Origin of the sequence: Saccharothrix sp. NPDC042600 (genome assembly GCF_040647305.1) — a bacterium.
Taxonomy (GTDB): Bacteria; Actinomycetota; Actinomycetes; order Mycobacteriales; family Pseudonocardiaceae; genus Actinosynnema; species Actinosynnema mutabilis.
In genome coordinates, this window is the sequence record NZ_JBEZBW010000028.1 from 32830 (window position 1) to 53214 (window position 20385).

Annotated in this window: 21 protein-coding genes; 12 read left to right on the plus strand and 9 right to left on the minus strand. The window is 72.4% G+C overall.

Features of this window, described 5'->3' with window-relative positions; genetic code table 11:
- The first annotated feature begins 97 nt into the window (after positions 1-97).
- Entirely contained in the window at positions 98-1636 is a 1539-nt protein-coding gene (locus AB0A74_RS19185) for an alpha/beta hydrolase (protein WP_358251120.1), read from the plus strand.
- A 346-nt stretch (positions 1637-1982) separates the two neighbouring features.
- Here the strand turns inward: AB0A74_RS19185 and AB0A74_RS19190 are convergent, their stop codons facing one another.
- The 7 genes from AB0A74_RS19190 to AB0A74_RS19220 form a co-directional block, all read right to left on the minus strand.
- Entirely contained in the window at positions 1983-2684 is a 702-nt protein-coding gene (locus AB0A74_RS19190; protein WP_358251122.1) for a DUF6319 family protein, read from the minus strand.
- A 478-nt stretch (positions 2685-3162) separates the two neighbouring features.
- A complete protein-coding gene (locus AB0A74_RS19195; RefSeq protein ID WP_358251124.1) occupies positions 3163-4095 on the minus strand; it encodes a DUF1996 domain-containing protein in 933 nt (310 codons plus the stop codon).
- Between the two features lie 42 nt (positions 4096-4137).
- Entirely contained in the window at positions 4138-6888 is a 2751-nt protein-coding gene (locus tag AB0A74_RS19200) for a glycosyl hydrolase (protein WP_358251126.1), read from the minus strand.
- 89 nt (positions 6889-6977) lie between these two features.
- On the minus strand, positions 6978-7178 hold the full coding sequence (locus tag AB0A74_RS19205) for a hypothetical protein (protein WP_343939655.1): 201 nt from the start codon (positions 7176-7178) through the stop codon (positions 6978-6980).
- Between the two features lie 78 nt (positions 7179-7256).
- On the minus strand, positions 7257-8156 hold the full coding sequence (locus AB0A74_RS19210) for a phosphotransferase (RefSeq protein ID WP_358251128.1): 900 nt from the start codon (positions 8154-8156) through the stop codon (positions 7257-7259).
- Between the two features lie 195 nt (positions 8157-8351).
- Positions 8352-9353, minus strand: coding sequence for a non-homologous end-joining DNA ligase (gene ligD, locus AB0A74_RS19215; protein WP_358251129.1), 1002 nt, complete (start codon positions 9351-9353; stop codon positions 8352-8354).
- A gap of 31 nt (positions 9354-9384) precedes the next feature.
- Positions 9385-10008, minus strand: a complete 624-nt coding sequence (locus tag AB0A74_RS19220) for a TetR/AcrR family transcriptional regulator C-terminal domain-containing protein (RefSeq protein ID WP_358251131.1) — start codon at positions 10006-10008, stop codon at positions 9385-9387.
- A gap of 76 nt (positions 10009-10084) precedes the next feature.
- Here AB0A74_RS19220 and AB0A74_RS19225 point away from each other — a divergent pair, with 76 nt between their 5' ends.
- On the plus strand, positions 10085-11251 hold the full coding sequence (locus tag AB0A74_RS19225) for an acyl-CoA dehydrogenase family protein (protein WP_358251133.1): 1167 nt from the start codon (positions 10085-10087) through the stop codon (positions 11249-11251).
- 19 nt (positions 11252-11270) lie between these two features.
- A complete protein-coding gene (locus tag AB0A74_RS19230; RefSeq protein WP_358251135.1) occupies positions 11271-12440 on the plus strand; it encodes an acyl-CoA dehydrogenase family protein in 1170 nt (389 codons plus the stop codon).
- Positions 12441-12566: 126 nt separating this feature from the next.
- Here the strand turns inward: AB0A74_RS19230 and AB0A74_RS19235 are convergent, their stop codons facing one another.
- Entirely contained in the window at positions 12567-12983 is a 417-nt protein-coding gene (locus AB0A74_RS19235; RefSeq protein WP_358251137.1) for a hypothetical protein, read from the minus strand.
- A gap of 173 nt (positions 12984-13156) precedes the next feature.
- Complete coding sequence (locus AB0A74_RS19240; RefSeq protein ID WP_358251139.1) at positions 13157-13798, minus strand: GntR family transcriptional regulator; 642 nt, start codon at positions 13796-13798, stop codon at positions 13157-13159.
- A 91-nt stretch (positions 13799-13889) separates the two neighbouring features.
- On the opposite strand from AB0A74_RS19240, the gene AB0A74_RS19245 reads away from it, so the two are divergent.
- From AB0A74_RS19245 to AB0A74_RS19285, 9 genes are all read left to right on the plus strand, one after another.
- A complete protein-coding gene (locus tag AB0A74_RS19245) occupies positions 13890-14831 on the plus strand; it encodes an asparaginase (protein ID WP_358251193.1) in 942 nt (313 codons plus the stop codon).
- 95 nt (positions 14832-14926) lie between these two features.
- Entirely contained in the window at positions 14927-15259 is a 333-nt protein-coding gene (locus AB0A74_RS19250; RefSeq protein WP_358251141.1) for a hypothetical protein, read from the plus strand.
- Between the two features lie 9 nt (positions 15260-15268).
- The gene (gene msrB / locus AB0A74_RS19255) at positions 15269-15706 is read left to right on the plus strand and encodes a peptide-methionine (R)-S-oxide reductase MsrB (RefSeq protein ID WP_358251143.1); all 438 of its coding nucleotides are present in this window, start codon (positions 15269-15271) and stop codon (positions 15704-15706) included.
- A 233-nt stretch (positions 15707-15939) separates the two neighbouring features.
- Complete coding sequence (locus AB0A74_RS19260) at positions 15940-16902, plus strand: TIGR04222 domain-containing membrane protein (protein WP_358251145.1); 963 nt, start codon at positions 15940-15942, stop codon at positions 16900-16902.
- 9 nt (positions 16903-16911) lie between these two features.
- A complete protein-coding gene (locus AB0A74_RS19265; RefSeq protein ID WP_358251147.1) occupies positions 16912-17817 on the plus strand; it encodes a TIGR04222 domain-containing membrane protein in 906 nt (301 codons plus the stop codon).
- Positions 17771-18598 carry a TIGR04222 domain-containing membrane protein gene (locus tag AB0A74_RS19270; protein ID WP_358251148.1) on the plus strand — a complete coding sequence of 276 codons (828 nt, stop codon included), beginning with the start codon at positions 17771-17773 and terminating at the stop codon, positions 18596-18598. The genes AB0A74_RS19265 and AB0A74_RS19270 overlap by 47 nt, the downstream gene beginning before the upstream one ends.
- Entirely contained in the window at positions 18567-19295 is a 729-nt protein-coding gene (locus AB0A74_RS19275) for a hypothetical protein (RefSeq protein ID WP_358251149.1), read from the plus strand. The genes AB0A74_RS19270 and AB0A74_RS19275 overlap by 32 nt, the downstream gene beginning before the upstream one ends.
- The gene (locus tag AB0A74_RS19280; RefSeq protein WP_358251194.1) at positions 19247-20041 is read left to right on the plus strand and encodes a DUF692 domain-containing protein; all 795 of its coding nucleotides are present in this window, start codon (positions 19247-19249) and stop codon (positions 20039-20041) included. The genes AB0A74_RS19275 and AB0A74_RS19280 overlap by 49 nt, the downstream gene beginning before the upstream one ends.
- Entirely contained in the window at positions 20038-20382 is a 345-nt protein-coding gene (locus AB0A74_RS19285) for a hypothetical protein (protein ID WP_358251150.1), read from the plus strand. Before AB0A74_RS19280 ends, AB0A74_RS19285 begins: the two co-directional genes overlap by 4 nt.
- Positions 20383-20385: the final 3 nt, after the last annotated feature.

Consider the following 20385-nt stretch of genomic DNA (forward strand, 5'->3'; position numbering starts at 1 on the left):
TCACCCGGCCCGCTCACCGAAGTCTCACGGGTTTTGTGTGAGGCTCTGCACCGGACACCCGGAGACCGCGAGATCGTGTGGAAGGCAGGGACGACAAGTGCCGCGTCGGCGTCACGCCGCCATGTTGCTGGTGGCCCTGAGCGCGCTGACCGCGTGCAGCGCGGGGCCCTCCACGCGCCCGGTCATAGCGGTGCGCGGGGACACCCAGCCCACCGAGTCGGCGCAGCCGAGCGGGCCGCGCGACGTACCGCCGCTGGAGAACTACGACACGCAGCTGTCCTGGTCGCAGTGCACGGAGACCACGAAGCTGCGCATGGGCGCCACCGCGCCGGCCGGTGACCAGACCTACGAGTGCGCGCGGCTGACGGTCAAGCTGGACACGACCGGGCGGCCGGGTCGGGGCAGCCTGGGCATGGCGCTGCTGCGCGTGGGCACCGGCGGCAGCCCGCTGGTCGTGGTCGGCGACGCGGACGGCGAGCCGGGCACGCTGAAGGCGGCGCGGCTGGCCGCGTCGCTGCCGCCGGAGACGCTGAGCACGTTCACCCTGATCGGGGTGGACCGGCGGGGCACCGGCAAGTCCGACCCGGTGCAGTGCGTGCCGGAGGTGGCGCGGGTCGGGATCGTCGAGTCCGACCCGGACTCCGCCGACCAGGACGACCTGCTGGAGTGGGTCGGCCGGGCCAGCCACGAGTGCGTGCTGGACCTGGAGAACAAGCTGACCGCCGTGGACTCGTGGCGGGCGTCGGCGGACCTGGAGCAGCTGCGCGAGGCGCTGGGCGTCGGCGTGCTCAACGCGATCGGCGTGGGCGACGGGTCGCGGGTGCTGACGATGTACGCGAGCCGCTACCCCGAGCGGATCGGCCGGATGGTGTTCGACGGGGCGCCGGACCCGACGCTGGACGTGCCGGGCGTGGCCGAGGCGCGGGCGGTCGCGGCGGAGGCGGCGTTCACCGCGTTCGAGAAGGACTGCGTGGTGCGCGGGTGCCCGTTGGGCGCGGACGCGACGAAGCGGTACACGGCGTTGCTGACCAGGTTGCGGGACAAGCCGTTGCGCGGCAACGACCTCGACCTCACGGCGGGCACGGCGGTGTCGGCGGTGCTCGCGGGGTTGGCCGACCGGCCGCGCTGGCCGGCGCTGGCGGACGCGATCGTGGCGGCCGAGGGCGGCAACGCCGCGCCGCTGACCGACTTCGTGCGCCGGCACGTGGTGGACCGCGACGACAACCCGCCGTCGCTGGACGCGGCGCTGGTGACGGCGTGCAACGACACGACGACCCGGATCCCGCCGGAACGGGTGAAGGTGATGACCGAGGACTGGCGGTCCAAGCACCCGCTGTTCGGGTCGTGGTTCGCGCGCCGGATGCTGCAGTGCGGGCCGTTCCCGGTGCCGCAGGCGGTGAAGGTGCCCAAGCTGAGCAGCGCGCCGCCGATCCTGGTGGTCAGCACCGCCAACGACCCGGTGACGCCGCAGGGTGGCACCGAGCGGGCGGCGCAGGCGTTGCCCGCCGGGGTGCTGGTCGGCTGGCAGGGCAGCGGGCACGGCGCGCTCGGGCAGTCGGCCTGCGCGACGGCCGCCGCGCACGATTTCCTGGCGAATGCGAAAGTGCCCGCCGGCGGCACCGTCTGCCCGCCCTGATCGATTACTCGGGTATCAATACGAATTTCGCGGTGATATGCGAGAAAGGGGTCCCGCGCCGGTTGGCGCGGGACCCCTTTTCGTGCTCCTGCCGGTCGGGTCAACAGCTTGAGCAGCACCCGCAGCCGGGACCGGTGCAGCCGCCGCAGCAGCCGCAACCGCTCATCTGGGCCTGCTCGGCCGTCGTGATCTCTACCGCCATCATGGCCTCCCCGTGATCGCGCGGACATCCAGCACTGGCAAGGTATGACGGGCACCACGGTGCGCCCTACCGCCGGGCAGGGGAAGTGCTGTCACCCGATCGCTCACCATTTATCATCAGAATGTCGCACTGCGTGCCGGAATTTCAGCCGGTCAGCTCGTCCAATGCCCGTTGGGCGGCTTCCAACTCGGCACGCAGTTGTTCGACCCGGGCCATGTGCCGTTCCCGAGCGGCACTCAAAACCCCTTCGACCGCTTCGTCCACCTCGGGCGGCAACAACTTCGCCGCCTGCGCCACCGCCGAAGCCGCGACCGGCGCGCCCTTGAGGACCCGCTTGGCGCCGGTCTGCACGTCGACCGTCCACTCCCCCTCGGCCGTGGAGGTGAGGGTGACCGTGACCTCGGCGGGCTTCGCCTGCTTGCGGGCCGCCGGGCGGGCGGGCCTGGTCTCCGGCTTGGTCTCGGCGGGGTGGGGGGTCGCGGGCTTCGGGGTCGTCTTGGCGGGCACTGGTCTCGGCTCCGGTTCGTAGGGGTACTCGATCGGGGCGGGCTCGGGTGTCGGGGTCTCGGCGGGCTTGGCCGGGGCGGCCTTCTTGCGCGGGGCGGGCTTCTCCAGGGTCAGCTCTCCGGGCGAGAACGACAACTCGTCCTTGGCCCCGGTGGGGCGGACCTGGATGAAGTCGCCCTCCTCCGGCTCGGTGAACGCGAGCACCTTGGCCGACCGGCCCGCCTCCACCCCGACGGCGGCGGCGGTGAACCAGACCATCGGGGGACGCCCCTCGGCGAGTTCGGAGCGCAGGTGGTCGAGGTCCTCCGGGGAGAGTGACTTCTGCTTCGCCTTCACCATGGGGGCACCTCCGCTGCGGACAAGATCGGTCAGCGTGCAGCTTGCCCTACGGCACCGACAATTCCGCGGGCTCGTGCCCCAACTGTGCGGCCGGGGGGTGGCGAGCGCAAGGGGCGGCGTCGGTCCACAGTGGACTGGAGGTGGGTGGCGGGCGGCGTGGTGGGGCGGCCGGCGCAGGGGTCGCGGTGGTGGTGGGGTCGCGGTGGTGGCGCGGCGGTGGCGGCGGTGGCGGCGCGGCGGCGGCGGCGCGGCGGCGGCGGGGGTTGGGTCGTGTCGGCGGCGTGGGGGTGGGGGTGGTCGGTAGGGCGGATGGCTTTGTCGCTTCGGGCGTTCCGCCCGCCCGCCCCCACCCAGGCCACCCCGCACAAGCCCCAACTGCCCCCGCCTGCGGCGGACCGCCTTCGGCGGAAGAGCGACTGCCCCGCCTGCGGCGGGGGCCGACTGCCCACCTTTGGCGGGCAGTCGGCCGTGGGTCGGGCTAGATCGGGTTCCCGTTGGTGCCGCAGATGCGGCCCGCGTTGATGCAGTTGCGCACCCTCCGCTCCAGTTCACCCTGGTCCCACGCGTTGATGAAGTCCCCGTGGAAGGTGTAGCCCGGCGCGGTCGTCACGTTGACGCCGTTCACCGTCCCGCCCAGGGACAGGCCGCCCCCGTTGACCGGGTAGGTGATCAGGAACTCCAGCCTGGGCAGGACCACGTTGTGCGTCGACGGGCAGGACCCGTTCCAGAACACGATGTGGTCCTTGTGGTTCGCGCTGTCCAGGTCCCGGCCGTTCCAGCAGGTCGGGAAGTCCAGGTACGTCTCCAGCTTCGTGCCCGGCGGGCAGTTCATGAAGTCCCGGCTGGACGGCGATTGCGTGGTGCACGACCACCGCGCGGACGGGTTCTGGTCCGGGCTGGTCGCCCGCGCGTTGCCCACGACGTACCGCAGGTTCGCGGGCGGCACCACGGCCCGCTGCATGTCGTGGATGCCCTGGTAGTACACCGTCACGCTCTCCGGCGCGACCGGCACCCCGTTCTTGTAGAGCGTGGGCACCCAGTACGCCGACAGGTCCACCACCGGGTCGCACGTGGTGCCCGCCGCGCGCAGCGAGGTGTAGGTGGAACCGGCGTTGGTGGACCGGTTGCCGAAGAACTCGTGGATGTGCGAGACACCGGGCTGACCCGGGTAGATGATCGGGTCGTGCCCGGCCCGGTGGCTCGCGCGGCAGTTGGCGCGGAACTCCGAGGCCGCCAGGGCCCCCGGCTGCGCCTGGATCGCCGCGGACTGGGCCGCGTCGGGCGCGCCGGGGTGGCCGCTGTGGTCGACGTGGTTCGCGCCGGCCGGCCGGAGGCCGACCACGGCCCCGATCAGGACGACCGCGACGGCTACCGCCGCCGCCCCGATCGAGCCGCGTGTTCGGACGTGCATGTGCCTCTCCCTTCCGACTTCAGGGGATGCGGCGGCGGGGTGCTACTGGGCGAAGGTGAGCCAGTTGACGTTGACGAAGTCGGCGGGCTGGCCGCTGGTGAAGGTCAGGTACACGTCGTGGCGGCCGGTGACGCCGGTGATGTTCGCCGGGACCGTCCGCCAGCTCTGCCACCCGCCGGTGTCGCCGACGGCGAAGCTGCCCAGCACGGTCCCGGTGGGGCTGCCCAACCGGACCTCCACCAGACCGCTGACGCCACCCGCCGCGCCGCTGGCGACCCGGGCGGAGAACTGGCGGGCGGTGCGGGTGCCGAAGTCCACGCCCCGGTACAGGGCCCAGTCGCCGTTGGCGATGTGGCTGAGGTTCGAGCCGCCGCCGGTGTCGGCGGTGGTCTCGGTCGCCAGGCCGTTCTGCTGGTCGTACGACTCGGCCTGGATGGTCGAGAACGCGTCACGGGAGACGGGCGGCGCGGTGGTGGTGGTGGTCGTGGTCGTGGTGGTTGTCGTCGTCGTGGTGGTCGTGGTGGGGGTGGTGCCGGAGCCGGAGTCGGTGCCCGAACCCAGCGGGCCGCGCCAGGCGGTGGCGCCGGCGGGGACGGCAAGCGTTTGCCCGTCGGAGAACGTCACCGTGACCGCGCTCGCCGTCGGGTTGTAGGCGACGTACGTCCGCGCGCCGTTCTTGGACAGCACCGCGTGCGTGGGGTTGTTCGCGGTGACGGACGTGTCCGGCGTTCCGTAGGTGTTTAACGCGGTCAGCCAGTGGTAGGCGTGGGCGCGGGAGTCGCCGGGTTCGGGTTCCAGGCCCGAGCCGTACGCCGCCAGGGCCTGCGCCGGGTCGGCGAGCGCGAGGAACTGGAGGATGACGTCCTTCCACTCGACCTCGGGGCCGCCGTTGTTGGCGCGCAGCTCGGTGACGTTCTGCGTGATGTCGGACTTCCACGCCGCGTGGTAGAGCGACCCGCCGGTGATCGGCAGCATGTTGATGCCGTGGATCTCCTCGGGGTTCGCGGTCCACCACGTGCCGTAGGTGCCGCCCGCGCCCCACACGATGCCGAGCGTGTCGTGGCCGTAGGAGGACGGGAAGACGGCGTTGTCCTTGTCGAACCAGTACTGGCCGATCGCGGTCTCCTGCGTGGTGTGCAGGTAGATGCCCGCGTCGCGCAGCGCGGTGTCACCGGTGGCCTGGCCGAACAGCACGGCGGCGGTGGCGAACATCATCGCCTCGGACGAGGACTCCTCGTTGTTGCCGTGCGCGAAACCCGCGTGCCCGGACGCCCAGCCGTGGCCCGCGTAGGCGTCGAAGTGGCGCAGGAACGGGAACCTGGTCTCACCGCGGTCGTAGTTGTTGGCGTCCTTGACCAGCAGCTTGACCATGCCGCCGTAGCGGGAGTCCGACGCCCACGCCGGGTCGTGCTGCGCGACGACGGCCGCCGCCAGGACGTAGTAGCCGTAGTGGAAGTGGTGGTCGTTGAGCTCCTGGTCGGAGCCGTAGGACGCGCGGTAGCCGATGAGCGTGCCCCACGTCGGGTCGTAGGCGAAGTGGCGCTCGGTCTCGCCGGAACCCGCCGTGAGCCAGTCGGTGAGGCGGTCGCGGACCAGGGTCAGCAGGCGGTCGCGGCCGGCGGTGTAGCCGATCTGGTTGGCCACCCGGGCCAGCGCGGCCAGCCGCCACAGGGCCTTGCCGGTCCAGTACGTGTCCACCGCGCCCTTCCACGGGTCGGCGGCGTTGAGCTCCTGGTCGATCTCCGCGCGCAGCCGGTTCTGGTCGGCCTGCGTGGACAGCGGCAGGGCGGGCAGGACGCCGTTGAACGCCGTGCGGGTGGTGAAGGACGCGCCCTCGCGCAGCCGCATCTCGCCGCGTGGCGAGGTGTAGCGGTACGGGGTGACGGCGTCGGTGGAGTGCAGCCACTGGTGCCGGTAGAGCGCCTGCAGGGTGCCGGTCTGGGTGCCCTGGCGGGCGGTCGTGGTGGCGGCGTAGGTGGCGGTGAGCTGGGCGGAGGCGGTGTCGTAGGTCCAGGAGACCTTGGTGTCGGTGACGAACGAGAAGGCGTAGCGCTGGAACAGCGGCAGGGCGTCGCGCGAGGGCAGGACGGCGACGGAGAAGAACGCGGCGTTCGCGGTGGCCTCGGCGGTCCCGGTCAGGGTCCAGGCGCTGGGGCTGAACAGGGCGTAGTCGTGGCCGTTGACCGTGACGCCGAGGGTGGTGCCGGTGTTGCTCCAGACCGTGGTCGCGCCGTTGAAGCCGACGCGAGCGAGGCCGCCGGTGGCCTCCGCGTAGACGTACGGGGAGCCGTGGCCGATGGTGGTGCGCAGGGTGCGCGCGCCGTCGGTCCACAGTGGACTGACCGTCCAGTCGGACCAGCCGTCGACCTGCGTGCGCGGCGCGTTCAGGCCGGCCACGCCGACGAACAGGTCGTCGCGGTGCATGAACTCGTAGAACCGGCCGTCCGGCGTGGTGTTCGGGCTGGTCGGGTAGCCGACGCCGAGGCCCTGGGCCGCCGCGTGGAAGGTCAGCGGGTGGGCGTACATGTTCTCGGAGTACGGGTTGCCCGGGTAGCGCTGGAACACCAGCGACGACCACCAGTCGTTGGTGGGCACGGGTTTCCCGGCCATCCGCGCGGTGACCTTCGGGGTCACCGCCTGACCGGACGAGTCGACGGGGCCTTGGGTGCCGGCCGGCCTGGACGCGGCGTAACTGCCCGCGCCCACGGGTACGGCACTGGCCGGTCCGGGCAGGACGAACGGGGCCAGGGCCGCGACGAGCAGGGCGGGCACGGCGAGGCGTGGGGAACGCACAGGGGACCTCCCGAGCATCGGTGAGAGCGCTCTCACGTGTTGCGTACGGTAAACCCCGTGTTGCCGGCTGTCTACGGTCGAGTTTCTGGTTAAGCCTCTTCGACCCGGAGGTGGTACTCGCACCCGTACTCGACCGCGTAGCGCAGGTCGTAGTGGTGGACGATCTTGGGCCCGCCGTGCAGGTGGACGTGGGTGACGGTCGGCTTGGGCGCGTCCGCGGGCATGCTCACCGAGTCGACGCGCCCGTCGAGGGGGCCGCCCACGAACCGCACCACGTACGTGTTCGCCATGCCCGGCCTCCCTCTCTTCGGCGTCCTCGACCATCGTACGAGAGGTGCAGTGCCGGCACGGCTGAACTGCGGCGACAATTAGCCGGTCGGACCAAACCAGTGCTCCGCGAGGCCGTCGAGGGTGGTCGCCGCCGAGGGCACCTCGCGCAGGTACCAGGCGAGGTTGGAGTACACGTGCAGGAGGGTGTAGGCCATGACCCTGCGGGGGTCGACGGGGCGGCCGTAACCGTCGAGGAGGGCGCGCTTGGGCCCGGTCTCGCCGCGGGTGAGGAAGACGCCGGTGGCCACGAACTCGTACTCGCGGGCGGCGCGCATGGCGGGTTCGAAGTCGAACAGCCCGGTGAGCCGGCCGTCGCGGGTGAGCAGGTGGGCGCTCATGACCTCGGTGTGGACGAGGACGGGCTCGGCGTCGCCCAGGTCCACGCTGTCGAGGAAGTCGGGGATCTGCTCGGCCCAGGCCGGCGCGAGCCCGCGGCTGACCTGCCTGGCGACGCAGGCGTCGGCCTGGTCCTGGACGAAGGCCTTCCAGTCGGCCGGTTCGCCGAGCGGCGACTCGACGGCGTGCAGGGCGGCGAGCGCTTCCCCGACCTGCCGGGCGATGCCGTTCCTGCCGGGCCCGTCCAGCACCGGCCACACGTCCTTGACGACGTCCCCGTGCAACCGTTCCATGTGCACGAACCCCCAGCCGCCGAACTCGCCGGCGGCGAAGAGTTCGGGGGTGGGCACGGGGAGCTTGCCGTGGACCGCTTCCAGCACGTCCCGTTCGGTGGCGACTTCGTCCAGGTGAACGGCGGGGAAGAGCTTGAGCACGTCCCGCTCCCCCACGGCGTACACAGGCAACGACCCCTCCACGAACCGCTCAACGTCACCGCTGAGGTTGAGGTGCCGACACAGCGCTTCGACACCGGGCCGAAGCGCCTGCTCGTCCTCGACAACGTCGCCGTACCGCTCTTCGGTGTCCGCGAGGGGGAAGGTCACGGGCGGCAGGCTAGCCGGCGGTGCCGGGCGGACCTAATCGTTTTCGCGAGCCTTCGACGGCGACAGAGGCCTGGGAGCGCCCGCCGGCCGAGGCGGCGAAGCGCGCCGAGGCACCGAAGACACCCAGGTCACCGTCTACGACGAGATCGAAGCCGCACGCGCCGGCGAGGCGACCCTCACCCTGGGCGGCGCGGCTCACTCCGGCTTGCGGGCCTTCGATGGCTGTACGCGGGGAGGTTCGCCGGGCATCTTCGGGTAGTCCGGTGGGTACGGCAGTTCGCGTGGGTCGGCCGCGTACCACTCCAGCAGCGGCTCCAGGCCGAACGCCTCGTCGTCCAACCCCGCGTGCGGGTCGCCCTTGTCCGCCAGGTACTTCGGCACCGTGAACACGTCGAAGTCGTCCGGGTCCACAGTGGACAGGTCAGCCCAGCTCACCGGCGTCGAGACCGTCGCCCGCGGCGTCCCGCGGACCGACCAGGCCGACGCGATCGTGCGGTCCCGGGCGGCCTGGTTGAAGTCCAGGAAGACGCGTTCCCCGCGTTCCTCCTTCCACCACGACGTGGTCGCCAGCTCCGGCGCCCGGCGCTCCACCTCGCGCGCCAAGGCGATCACCGCGTGCCGCACGTCCACGAAGTCCCACTCCGGCCTGATCCGCACCGCAACGTGGATGCCGCGCCCACCGGACGTCTTCGGGTACCCGGTCATCCCCAGCTCGTCCAGCACCTCCCGCAGCACCCCCGCCACGCGCACCGCGTCGGCGAAGTCCGTGCCGGGTTGCGGGTCGAGGTCCACGCGCAGTTCGTCGGGGCGGTCGGTGTCGGAGCGGCGCACCGGCCACGGGTGGAAGTCGAACGTGCCCAGGTTCGCCGCCCACGCCAGCACCGCCGGCTCCGTCGGGCACACCTCGTCCGCCGGCCGACCCGACGGGAACTTGATCCGCGCCGTCTCCACCCACTCGGGAGCGCCCTTGGGCAGCCGCTTCTGGTAGAACGCCTCGCCCTCGACCCCGTCGACGTAGCGCTTCAGCGTCGTCGGCCGGTCGCGCAGCACGCGCAGCAGCGGCTCCGCGACGGCCAGGTAGTACTCCACCACCTGCCGCTTGGTGATCCCCCGCGCCGGGAAGTACACCTTGTCCGGGTTCGACACCCGCACCACGCGCTCGCCGACGGTCAGTTCGAGGGGCTTGGACTTGGCCACGCCCCGACCCTAAGCGGAGCCGGTCGTCGTGTCAGTCCGACGCGGCGAGCCTTTGCGCCGCGAGGCCGGTCACGAACGCGTTCAGGGCCAGTTCGAAGCTGTCCCGGTCGAGTTCCGCCGCGACCGCCGGCAGCAGGTGCGCCTTGTCCAGGTTCGGGTACCGGTCCTGGTAGAGGCTCTGGTCCTCGGAGAAACCGCTGGAGAACGAACTGAGCGCGGCACCGAACACCAGGTACATCAGCGACGCCGCGATCATGGTCGCCTCCCGCCGCGTCCACCCGGCCGCGACCAGCGCGCCGTGCACGACGTCCAGCCGCCGCAGGGACGCCTCGCGGTGCGCCGGCCCGTAGGCGAGGAACGGGACGATGTTCGGGTGCCGGGCCAGCGCCTCGCGGTAGGAGCGCGCGCACATGGTCAGACCGTGCCGCCAGTCGCCGCCGGAGAACCCCGAGACGTCCACCTTCTCCAGGATCTCGCTGGCCACCTCGTGCAGCAGGTCGTCCTTGGTGCTCACGTGCCCGTACAGCGACGCGGCCTGCACGCCCAGCTCCGCGGCCAGCTTGCGCATCGACAGGCCGTCCAGCCCGTCCCGGTCGATGATGTGGAGGGCGGCGGCCCGGATGCGCGAGGCACTCAGGATCGGGTTCCTCGGCATCGTTCTCCTCTTGCCTTCCGTTCGGGTCCGCGCCTACGTTAGAAAACCTAACACTGTTCGGTCAGGAGGTCACCGGGTGCGTCCGGCCATTTCCGATCTGGGCATCACCGACGAGCACCGGCAACTGCGCGAGCTGGCCCACCGGTTCACCGAGGAGCGCATCGTCCCCCACGCGGCCCGCTGGGACCGCGAGGAGGCCATCGACCGCGACCTGGTGCCCGCGCTGGGCGGGGTCGGGTTCCTGGGCCTGGGCATCGACGAGGAGTACGGCGGCTCCGGCGGCGACCACCTGGCGTACTGCCTGGTCCTGGAGGAGGTCGCGCGCGGCGACTCCGCGGTGCGCGGCGTCATCTCGGTCTCCCTGGGCCTGGTCGGGAAAACCATCTTCAAGCACGGCACGGAAAACCAGAAGCGCCGCTGGCTGCCGGGCCTGTGCGCGGGCGAGCTGGTCGGCTGCTTCGGCCTGACCGAGCCCGGAACCGGTTCCGACGCCGCCTCGCTGGCCACGAGAGCGGTCCGCGACGGCGACGACTGGGTCATCACCGGCACCAAGGTCTTCATCACCAACGGGACGTGGGCGGACGTCGCCCTGGTGTTCGCCCGCACCGGCGGACCCGGCCCGAAGGGCATCACCGCCTTCCTCGTGCCCACGGACTCCCCCGGCTTCACCGCCCGCGAGATCAAGGGCAAGCTCGGGATGCGCGGCCAGGCGACGGCCGAACTCACCCTGGACGGCGTCCGCGTCCCCGACGAGCACCGCCTCGGCGAGGAGGGCGCCGGGTTCCGCATCGCGATGGCCACCCTCGACCGGGGCCGCATGTCCGTCGCGGCCGGGTGCGTCGGCGCGGCGCGGGGCGCGCTGGAGGCGGCGCTGGAGTACGCCAAGCAGCGCGAGCAGTTCGGCAAGCCCATCGCCGGGTTCCAGCTCGTGCAGGAACTGCTCGCGGACATGGCCGTGGAGACCGACGCGGCGCGGCTGCTCACGTGGCGCTGCGCGGACCTCGCCGACCGGGGCGCGCCGTTCTCCACCGAGGCGTCGATGGCGAAGCTCTACGCCAGCGAGGCGGCCGTGCGGGTGGCCAACAACGCCATCCAGGTCTTCGGCGGGTACGGCTACGTCGACGAGTACCCGGTCGGCAAGTACCTGCGCGACACCCGCGTCACCACCCTCTACGAGGGCACCAGCCAGATCCAGAAGTTGCTCATCGGCCGGGCGCTGACCGGCATCAACGCGTTCGTCTGACTTCGAGAGGGGCAAGGGCATGGACTTCACGCTCGACGACGAGCAGAAGGAGATCCGCGACTGGGTGCGGACGTTCGTGCGCAAGGAGGTCGTGCCCCTCGAACCGGAGGTGCTGCGGCGGGAGCGGGCGGGCGAGCCGGGCCTGCGGCGCGACGAGCTCAAGGAGTTGCAGGACAAGGCGAAGGCGGCCGGGTTCTTCGGCGTCCTCACGCCGCAGGAGTACGGCGGCATGGGCCTGGGCGCGCTGATGACCGCGCTGGTCGAGCAGGAGCTGGGGCGCAGCTTCGTGCCGTTCCGCTTCGGCGGGTACGCCGACAACATCCTGTTCCACGGCAACGACGAGCAGAAGCAGCGCTACCTGCTGCCGACGATCTCCGGCGAGCGCGTCTCGTGCTTCGCGATCACCGAGCCGGGCGCGGGCTCGGACGCGAAGGCCATCCGCACCTCGGCCCGCAAGGAGGGCTCGGAGTGGGTGATCAACGGCGAGAAGACGTTCATCACGCAGGGCAACGAGGCCGACTTCGTGATGGTGTTCGCGGTGACCGACAAGGACAAGGGCGCGGACGGCGGCGTCACGTGCTTCCTGGTCGACCGCGACATGGGGTGGAAGTCCGAGCCCATCCCGACCATGGGCCAGTGGGGGCCCGCGGCGCTGGTGTTCGACAACGTCCGGGTGCCCGAGGAGAACGTGCTCGGCGAGGTCGGCGGCGGGTTCCGGCTGGCCATGCAGTGGATCGGCCAGGGCCGCTACCTCCTGCCGGCGCGGGCGCTGGGGGCGTGCGAGCGCCTGGTGGAGATGGCGGTCGAGCAGGCCAAGAACCGGGTTGCGTTCGGGCAGCCGATCGCCGAGTACCAGGCGATCCAGTGGATGCTCGCCGACTCGGCGGTGGAGATCGAGGCGCTGCGCTGGCTGGTGCTGCACGCGGCGTGGCTGGTGGACCAGGGCGCGGACTCGCGGCAGGCGCAGTCGATCGCCAAGCTGTACGGCGGCATCAAGGCCAACGAGATCGTGGACCGGGTCCTGCAGATCCACGGCGGCATGGGCTACACGCGCGAGCTGCCGATCGAGCGGTGGTACCGGGAGCTGCGGCTGCTGCGCATCTACGAGGGCACGGACGAGATCCAGCGCCGGACCATCGCCCGCAACCTGCTCAAGGGCCACGCGAAGGTCACCGGGACGCTCGGCTAGGCGACCGGACGGGTCTTCCGCGCGGCCGGTAGGGGCGGACGGGTCTCCGGCGCGGCAGGTGGCGGCGGACGGGTCTTCCGCGCGGCGGTGGTGCCGTGCGGGAGACCCGTCCGTGGTCACGCGGCGTCACCTCCCGTGCTGCGGCAGCCCGGGTTCCGGCTGGTTGTTCTCGCCGCCGGAGATGTAGACGACGCTGAGCCACACATTCCGGTTGCCACGGTCGTCATCGGTCAGGGCGCACCACGTGTTGGTCCACTGACCCACTGTCTCCCGGCACTTGTCGCCCCAATTCCGTTGACAGTAGAAATAGTTGCTCCCTTGGTTCATCGTGCCGGCCTTGGTGTTCTGCGGGAGGCGTTTCGTGGGCGCGTTGGGCTTCCAGACGTTCTTGTAGATCTTCTTCGTGGGGTGGTTCGTCGCGTCGCACGTGACGGCCCGGTCGTCGTTCGCGCTGGTGGGAGCGGCGGCGCTGGTGCCGGACAGTACGAGCAGCGCGGCGGCGACGGCCGCCGCGCCGGTGGCGATCCTGCGGACGATCGACATCTGCGGTCCTTTCGTGATCGGCTCCGGTCGGAGTTCTCCGTGGACCAGTGGAGTCGTCCGGACCGTCCCGGGAAAGGCGTGCGCCGGGAATTCACCCGATCCACGGTCCCCCGCTGAAAGAACGGGACACGAATAGTAAGCCGCAAATTGGCGGCCACGGCCGCGAAACCAGTTCAGTTCTCGGCGAGCATTTGCGCGCAGACGCGGGCGAGGTGCTTGCGCATGGTTAAGCTCGCCCGGTACGGGTCACCGGCCGCGATGGCGTCGACCAGGGCGTCGTGGTCGTCCAGGGACGCGTGCTGGTGCGGCGGGTCGTCGTTCAGGCCGCTGCGCAGCAGGACCACCCGTTGCTGGACGAGCCGGACCTGCTCGGCGATGTGGGGCGAGCGGGCCGCGTCCAGCAGGGCCTGGTGGAAGGCCAGGTCCAGGCGGTAGGGGAAGCGCTCGCCCGCCTGGTAGGTGCGGCGGGACTCGGCGCACACCGCGCGCAGGCGGGCCACGTCGGCGTCGGTGCGGCGGGAGGCGGCCAGTTCGGCGGCGGCGCACTCCAGGGCGGTGCGCAGTTCGAACAGCGCCCGGATGTCGGCGGGGGTCGCGGTCGGGACGTGCGCGCCCCGGTGGGCCACCAGGACCAGCAGGTTCTCCGAGGCGAGTTGGCGGATGGCCTCGCGCAGCGGTCCCCGGCTGATGCCCAGGCGGGCGGCGATCTCGACCTCGTTGACCCGCGCGCCCGGCGGGATCTCGCCGGTCAGCACGAGTTCGCGCAGCGCGTCCACGGCCTGTCCGGCGAGGCTGTGGTGCACGGGAAGTGTCACGAACGTCTCCCTAGCACAGATCAGGGTGCATGTGTTAACTGTCTACAGTTTGCAGTTGGCAGTTCCGGTGGGTCTGATCGGGAGGCGTTCGATGGCGCACGAGCTGGTGGCCGAGGTGTGGCGGGGCGACTTCCTGGAGTCCGTGCACCACGGTTCGGTCGTCGCGTTGGACCGTTCGGGCGACGCGGCGCTGAGCGTCGGACGGCCGGACGAGGTCACCTACCCGCGCTCGTCCAACAAGCCCGTCCAGGCGCTGGCGATGCTGCGCCACGGCCTGGACCTGGACGGCGAGCTGCTCGCGCTGGCGTGCGCGAGCCACTCCGGCGAGGACTTCCACGTCGAGGGCGTGCACCGCATCCTGGCCGGCGCCGGGCTGACCGAGGCGGACCTCCAGTGCACCCCCGACCTGCCCATCGGCGAGGCGGCGCTGCGCGAGCACCTGCGGGCCGGGCGCGGCAAGGAGCCCAAGTACATGAACTGCTCGGGCAAGCACGCGGCCATGCTCGCCACCTGCGTCCACAACGACTGGCCGACCGCCACCTACCTCGACCCGGCGCACCCGCTGCAGGTCGCCATCCGCGAGACGCTGGAGGAGCTGGCGGGCGAGCGGATCGGCGCGGAGGGCGTGGACGGCTGCGGCGCGCCGCTGTTCGGGATCAGCCTGGTGGGGCTGGCGCGGGCGTTCGCGCGGCTGACGACCTCGGAGGAGGCGTTCGAGCGGCGCATCGCGGCGGCGATGAGCGGCCACCCGGAGTGGGTCGGCGGGACGGACCGGGACGTGACGCGGCTGATGCGGGCGCTGCCGGGCGCGGTGGCGAAGGACGGGGCGGAGGGCGTGTACGCGATCGGGCTGCCGACGGGCGAGGCGGTGGCGTGCAAGATCGCGGACGGGTCGAGCCGGGCGCGGGCGGTGGTGCTGGTGGCGGCCCTGCGCAAGCTGGGCGTCGAGGCCCCGGCCGACCTGGCGACGTTCCCGATCCTGGGCCACGGCCGGCCGGTGGGCGCGGTGCGCCCCTCCCCCGCGCTGGTCTGAGCGGCGGGGGCCGAGCGGCGGGTCGGTCTGGCGGGGGGCGCGTGCGGTCTCGCGGGCGCTGGGTGGTGGTTGTTGCGGCCACTACCCTGGCCCCCATGGGCAGTTCCCGCGCCGCCGACTTCCCGGACGAACGGCCGAACCGGCTCGGTGACGAGCAGCGTCCCCTCGACGACGAGCTGATCGGCCTCGACCCCGACGACCCCGAGACCAAGGCGTTCGCCGAGCACCTGGAGCGCATGCGGCGCGAGAAGCCCGCCTTCACCGTCGAGGGGTACCTCGCCGGGGTCGAGGACTTCGCCGACTCGGCCAACCGCGCCGGGGGTCTGCGCAGGTTGTCGGCGGTCGTCATCGTGCTGCTGATCCTGCTCGGCGTGGCCGTGAGCGTGTGGTTCGGCTTGGGCGAGATCCTGGCCACGTTCTTCGATTAACGTGGAGGTATGGAACCTGTCGTCGGCGCCACCCCGAAGGTGGTCCACTCCGAACTGGAGTGGCGGGAGATCCTGACCCCCAAGGAGTACGCGGTGCTGCGCGAGGCGGGCACCGAACCCGCCTGGACGGGCGAGTACACCGACACCAGGACCGAGGGCGTCTACTCCTGCCGCGCGTGCGGCGCCGAGTTGTTCCGCAGCGACACGAAGTTCGACTCGCACTGCGGCTGGCCCTCGTTCTTCTCGCCGCTCGCCGCGGACTCGGTCATCCTGCGCGAGGACCGGACCCACGGGATGGTGCGCACGGAAGTGCTCTGCGCCACATGCCACAGCCACCTCGGGCACGTTTTCGAGGGTGAGGGCTACGCGACGCCCACCGACCAGCGCTACTGCATCAACTCGATCAGCTTGCGTCTGGTCGAAGCGCCGGGCGGTCGGACAGACTGAGGGCGTTACTCCGAAGGAAGTCGATTTCCAACCTGGGAGGAATGATGCGCGTTCTCAAGGGCACCGACGGCGAGGGCTCGGGCGGCGTGGACGGCGCTTCGTCGTCCTGACGTGCGGGAAGAGCAACCCTAAGGCTTGCTCAAGCACCCTTGCCGGGGTGTGGCCTGAAGCACACGATTGCGTCTCCAGTGTCGGCGGACCACCGGTCCGCCGAGGCCCACAGGGGGTGGACCGTGGAGCGACCGTGGGGACTGTCAGGCCCGGAATTCCTTGAGCTGTACTGGATCGCGCTGGCCGCGTCGCTGGCCTTCGCGATCGTCGTCCGAGTGCGCCTGCGGGGGAAGCGCGACGGCGCCCCCGCAGGCCCGCTCGGCCTCTACGACATCGCCTACCTGACCGGCGGACCGCGGCGCGTGGTCGAGACGTCGGTCGCCGTCCTGATCGGGTCGGGCGCGCTGCGCCCGTCCCGGGACGGCGCGGTGCGGGTGGTCGGCAACCCGGTCGCGGACGACACCGTCGACCAGGCGGTGCTGACCGACGCCGCGCGTTACCGCAACCGCACGCTGTCGCTGCTGTTCACGGCCGTGTCGGAGCACGACGCCCCGAGGGGGTTCGGGCGCGTGCTGGCCGACCGGGGCTACCTGGTCCCGCCGGAGGTGCTCAAGCGCCGCTACCGGCTCGCCGTGGTGCCGTTGTCGCTGCTCATGGCCGTGGGTGCGGTCCGTTGGGTGAACGGCCTGCTGATCGGCGCGCCGGTGGGCTGGCTGACGCTGCAACTCGTGCTCACCGGCATCCTGGTCGGCCTGCTGCTGCGGGTCGACGGCTTCAAGCGCACCGCCCGGGGTTCCCGCGCGGTGGCACAGGCTCGCGCAGGCGAGGGCACCGGGGGTTCGGGGGTGATCAGCTCGGCGGGCGCCGCCGGGCTGGTCGCCCTCGACGGGTTCGCCCACCACCCGGACTCGCCCCTGGCGGCGGCCGGGCAGCGCTACGCCGCGCTGACCACCGGCAAGCCGCCGCGCAGGTCGAGTCGCCGACTGCACGGCACGGGCGGTCGCACGCTGCTCGGCATGGGCCGGGCCGCGAGCTACCAGGGTGGCGCGGCGGGCGTCTACGACGGCGCGAGCGGCGGGTACGACGGCGGGTCGAGCGCGAGCAGTTGCGGCGGAGGCGGCGGCTGCGGCGGTGGCGGCTCCTAGGCTGGCGGCATGGGGTTCCTGTGGTGGTACGGCCCGGCGCTCGTGGCGGCGTTCCTGTTCGGCCTCCTGCTCAAGCGGGTCACCGGGTCGCCGCCGACCCGGCCGCTGACCTTCGAGGAGGTCGGCTACCTCGGCGGCGGCCCGGTGCGGGCGGCGGAGGTGGCCGTGGCGGGGCTGGTCGCGGACAACCGGGCGAAGGCGTCCGGGTACGCCGTGGCCGCGGTGCCGGGGCAGGAACCCGGTCCGGTCTCGGAGTTGCAGAAGGTCCTGCTGGCGCGGCTCGCGCAGCCGCGGGACCTGGACGAACTGGTCGTCGCGGCGGCCACCAGCACTCCGGCGCGCAAGCTGGGCCACGGCCTGGTCGCCGCCGGTCTGCTGGTGGCGCCCCGGCGGCGGCTGTGGCGGGCCGTGCTCGCGGTGCTGCCGTTGCTGGTGGTGGGTGTCGTCGGCGTCCTGACGGCGCCGGGTGGCTGGGTGACCGCGACCGCGCTGTCGGTCACCGCCGTGGCCGCCGCGGTGTTGCTGTTGGGTCCGCCGCCGGTCCTGACCAGGTGCGGCGCGCGGGCGTTCGAGGAGGCCACCGCGGGTCTCGCGCCGGTCGACCCGGCCGAGGTGACCGCCCGCTACGGCCTGGTCCGCACGGCTGTCGCGCCCGTGCCGCGCAAGGGGTCGGCACGGGCGCAGACAGCGGTTTTCGACGGTGAGCAGGCGGAACCGATCGGGTCGGCCGAGACGTCGGATGCACCGATCCCCCGACGGGGGCAGCGGGTCGTGGTCGTCGAGCCGCGGCGCTGGCGACAGCGCAACGGCTGGTTGGTCGCGGGCGGCTGGCTGGCGGGTGGCTGGTTGGCCTCGCAGTGGTTGGAGGATGACGGTGGCGACTTCCTGGACGTCGACTTCGGGAGTTTCGGCTGAGCTGTGGCCCGAGCAGCAGGGCTTCCTGGCCGGTGGGCCGGGGCGCGCCGCCGAGGTGGCGGTGGTGTCGCTGGTCGAGGCCGGCGCCGTGCGCATCGCGCGCAACGGGCTGGTGAGCGCCGTGCAGGGGCTGCCGCCGCGGTCGTGGACGCCGTTGCAGGCGTTCGTCCTGCGGTCGGTGCCGCGCCCGCTGGGCGACCTGGTCACGACCGCCGCGCGCAGCCCCGAGGCGCAGGCGTTGCGGCAGAACCTGATCGACGGCGGGTATGTGCGCACGGCCGGGTCGGTGCGGGCGGTGCGCTGGGTGCGGCGGCTGCTCTTCCTGGGCTGGCTCGGCGTGGTGCTCGGGTCGATCCTCGGGGACCTGACGTTCGGCGCGGTCGCGATCGCCTTCGTCGCCCTGGTCGTGTCAACGATGCTGACCTCGCCGTTCGTGCGCCCGCTGACCCGGCGCGGCCGGTCGGCGGTGCGGGCGCTGGGTGCGGCGGTGGTGACGTCGCAGGCGGTGCCGCTGGTGGCGTACTACGGGCTGTTGGGCAAGGTCGGCAAGCAGTTCGTGTGGCAGGTCCTGGGCATCGACCCGGTCGCGTCGAGCACGCTGCGGCGGCGGCGCAAGGCGGACGGGTCCAGCGGCAGCGCTTCGTGCGGCAGCGGGTGCGGGAGCTGTTCGAGCAGTAGCTGCGGCAGTTCGTCGTCCTCCGACAGCGGGTCGTCGTCTTCGGACAGCGGGTCGTCCTGCGGTGGTGGCGGTGGCTGCGGTGGTGGTGGCGGCGGGGACTGATCGGGGGACGCCGGTGCTGACGCCGGAGGACGAGGGGATGGCCGTCGCCGGGCCGCGCCGGGTCGCGGAGGTGGCGGTGGCCGCTCTGGTCGAGGCGGGTGCCCTGCGGTTCACGCCGGACGGGCTGGTGCACGCCGTCCGCACGAGTGGCGCGGAGACGTCCGCCCAGGCCGACGTGCTGGCGCACGCCCAGCGGCCCGGTCCGCTGGGGGCGCTGGTGGAGGCCGTGGCGGCACGGGTGCGCGTGGAGCCGTTCGTGGAACGGGGTGTGCTGGTGCCGCCGCAGCGGTGGAGGTTGTTGACCCCGCTGTACTGGGTCGGCAACCTCGCCGCGATCGGGGTGGTGGTGTCGGCGGCGTTCGGCGCGCTGTCCGGGGTAGTGCTGCCCGCCCTGGTCGCGTCGTTGCTGGTCGCGGGCATCACGGCGTACCTGAGAGGCCCGTTCGCCGGCCGGGCGCGCGGTCTGCCCGGCACGATGCGGCACACCGCGCTGGAGTCCGTGCCGCCGCTGACCCGCGTCGCCTGGGCCGGTCTCCAGGGCGGCGCGGCGCTGACGAAGGACCGCAAGCCGGTCGGAACGGCGGTGGGCGTGCCGGAGGCCGCCCTCGCCTCGCTGGCCCCGCCCGAGCGGGGGAGAGTGGGTGGGTGGTGGAAGCGCTGGGTGTCGGCATCGGGTGGCGGCCCGAGATCGACCTGACCGTCGAACGGCTCGACGTCGACTTCGTCGAGGTGGTCGCGGAGAACCTGCACGCGGACCGGCTCCCCGAGTCGGTGCGGGTGCTGCGCGAGCGCGGCGTGCCGGTGCTGCCGCACGCGGTCTCGTTGAGCCTGGGCGGCGCGGACCCCGTGGACGCGCACCGCGTGGCGCACCTGGGCGCGCTGGCGGAGGCGTTGGACGCCCCGTTCGTCAGCGACCACGTGTGCTTCGTGCGCGCGGGCGGCTTGGACTCCGGGCACCTCATGCCGGTGCCGCGCACGCGGGAGGCGCTGGACGTGTTGGTGGCCAACGTGAAGGCCGCGCAGGCCGACCTGCCGGTGCCGCTGGCGCTGGAGAACGTCGCCGCCCTGCTGGAGTGGCCCGACGCCGAGCTGTCCGAGGGCCGGTTCCTGGCCGAACTGGTCGAGCGCACCGACTGCCTGCTGCTGGTGGACGTGGCCAACCTCTACGCCAACGCCCGCAACCTCGGCACCGACGTCGACCGGTTCCTGGACGAGATCCCGTTGGAGCGCTTGGCTTACGTGCACGTCGCGGGCGGGCAGGAGCACCAGGGCGTCTACCACGACACCCACGCGCACGCCGTGCTGCCGGAGGTGCTGGACGTGCTGCGGCGGCTCAAGGAACGCGTGCACCCGCCGGGCGTGCTGCTGGAACGGGACGACGACTACCCGTCCGACGCCGAGCTGGCGGGTGAGTTGGCGGCGATCCGGGCGGTGCTGGCGTGACCCAGCCGCAGCGGGAAAGGCTTGCCGCGCGACAAGCCGAGCTGTTGCGCGCGCTGCTGGGCGACGGCGCGCCGCCGCCCGGGTTCGACGCCGACCGGCTGCGCGTGGAGGCGCGGGCGCTGCTGAACAAGCGGCGCGGGATCGTGGCGGTGCTGCGCCCGGACGTAGCCGACGCGTTGGGCGAGAGGTTCCGGCCGCTGTTCGACGCCTACGCCCGCGCGCACCCCCGCCGAGCGGGCAGCCGTGCGCGCGAGGACGCCGCCGCGTTCGCCGAATGGGCGGTGGCGCGAGGGGAACTGGCCCCGCCGCGCACACGGCGCTGGTGGCGGCGGGCAACCTGATCA

Excerpts from the sequence above, each read along its gene's own strand:
- AB0A74_RS19190 (WP_358251122.1), bottom strand. The coding sequence starts at position 2,684 with ATGGTGAAGGCGAAGCAGAAGTCACTCTCCCCGGAGGACCTCGACCAC.
- AB0A74_RS19195 (WP_358251124.1), bottom strand. The coding sequence starts at position 4,095 with ATGCACGTCCGAACACGCGGCTCGATCGGGGCGGCGGCGGTAGCCGTC.
- AB0A74_RS19205 (WP_343939655.1), bottom strand. The coding sequence starts at position 7,178 with ATGGCGAACACGTACGTGGTGCGGTTCGTGGGCGGCCCCCTCGACGGG.
- AB0A74_RS19220 (WP_358251131.1), bottom strand. The coding sequence starts at position 10,008 with ATGCCGAGGAACCCGATCCTGAGTGCCTCGCGCATCCGGGCCGCCGCC.
- AB0A74_RS19230 (WP_358251135.1), top strand. The coding sequence starts at position 11,271 with ATGGACTTCACGCTCGACGACGAGCAGAAGGAGATCCGCGACTGGGTG.
- AB0A74_RS19235 (WP_358251137.1), bottom strand. The coding sequence starts at position 12,983 with ATGTCGATCGTCCGCAGGATCGCCACCGGCGCGGCGGCCGTCGCCGCC.
- AB0A74_RS19245 (WP_358251193.1), top strand. The coding sequence starts at position 13,890 with ATGGCGCACGAGCTGGTGGCCGAGGTGTGGCGGGGCGACTTCCTGGAG.
- AB0A74_RS19250 (WP_358251141.1), top strand. The coding sequence starts at position 14,927 with ATGGGCAGTTCCCGCGCCGCCGACTTCCCGGACGAACGGCCGAACCGG.
- msrB (WP_358251143.1), top strand. The coding sequence starts at position 15,269 with ATGGAACCTGTCGTCGGCGCCACCCCGAAGGTGGTCCACTCCGAACTG.
- AB0A74_RS19265 (WP_358251147.1), top strand. The coding sequence starts at position 16,912 with ATGGGGTTCCTGTGGTGGTACGGCCCGGCGCTCGTGGCGGCGTTCCTG.
- AB0A74_RS19270 (WP_358251148.1), top strand. The coding sequence starts at position 17,771 with ATGACGGTGGCGACTTCCTGGACGTCGACTTCGGGAGTTTCGGCTGAG.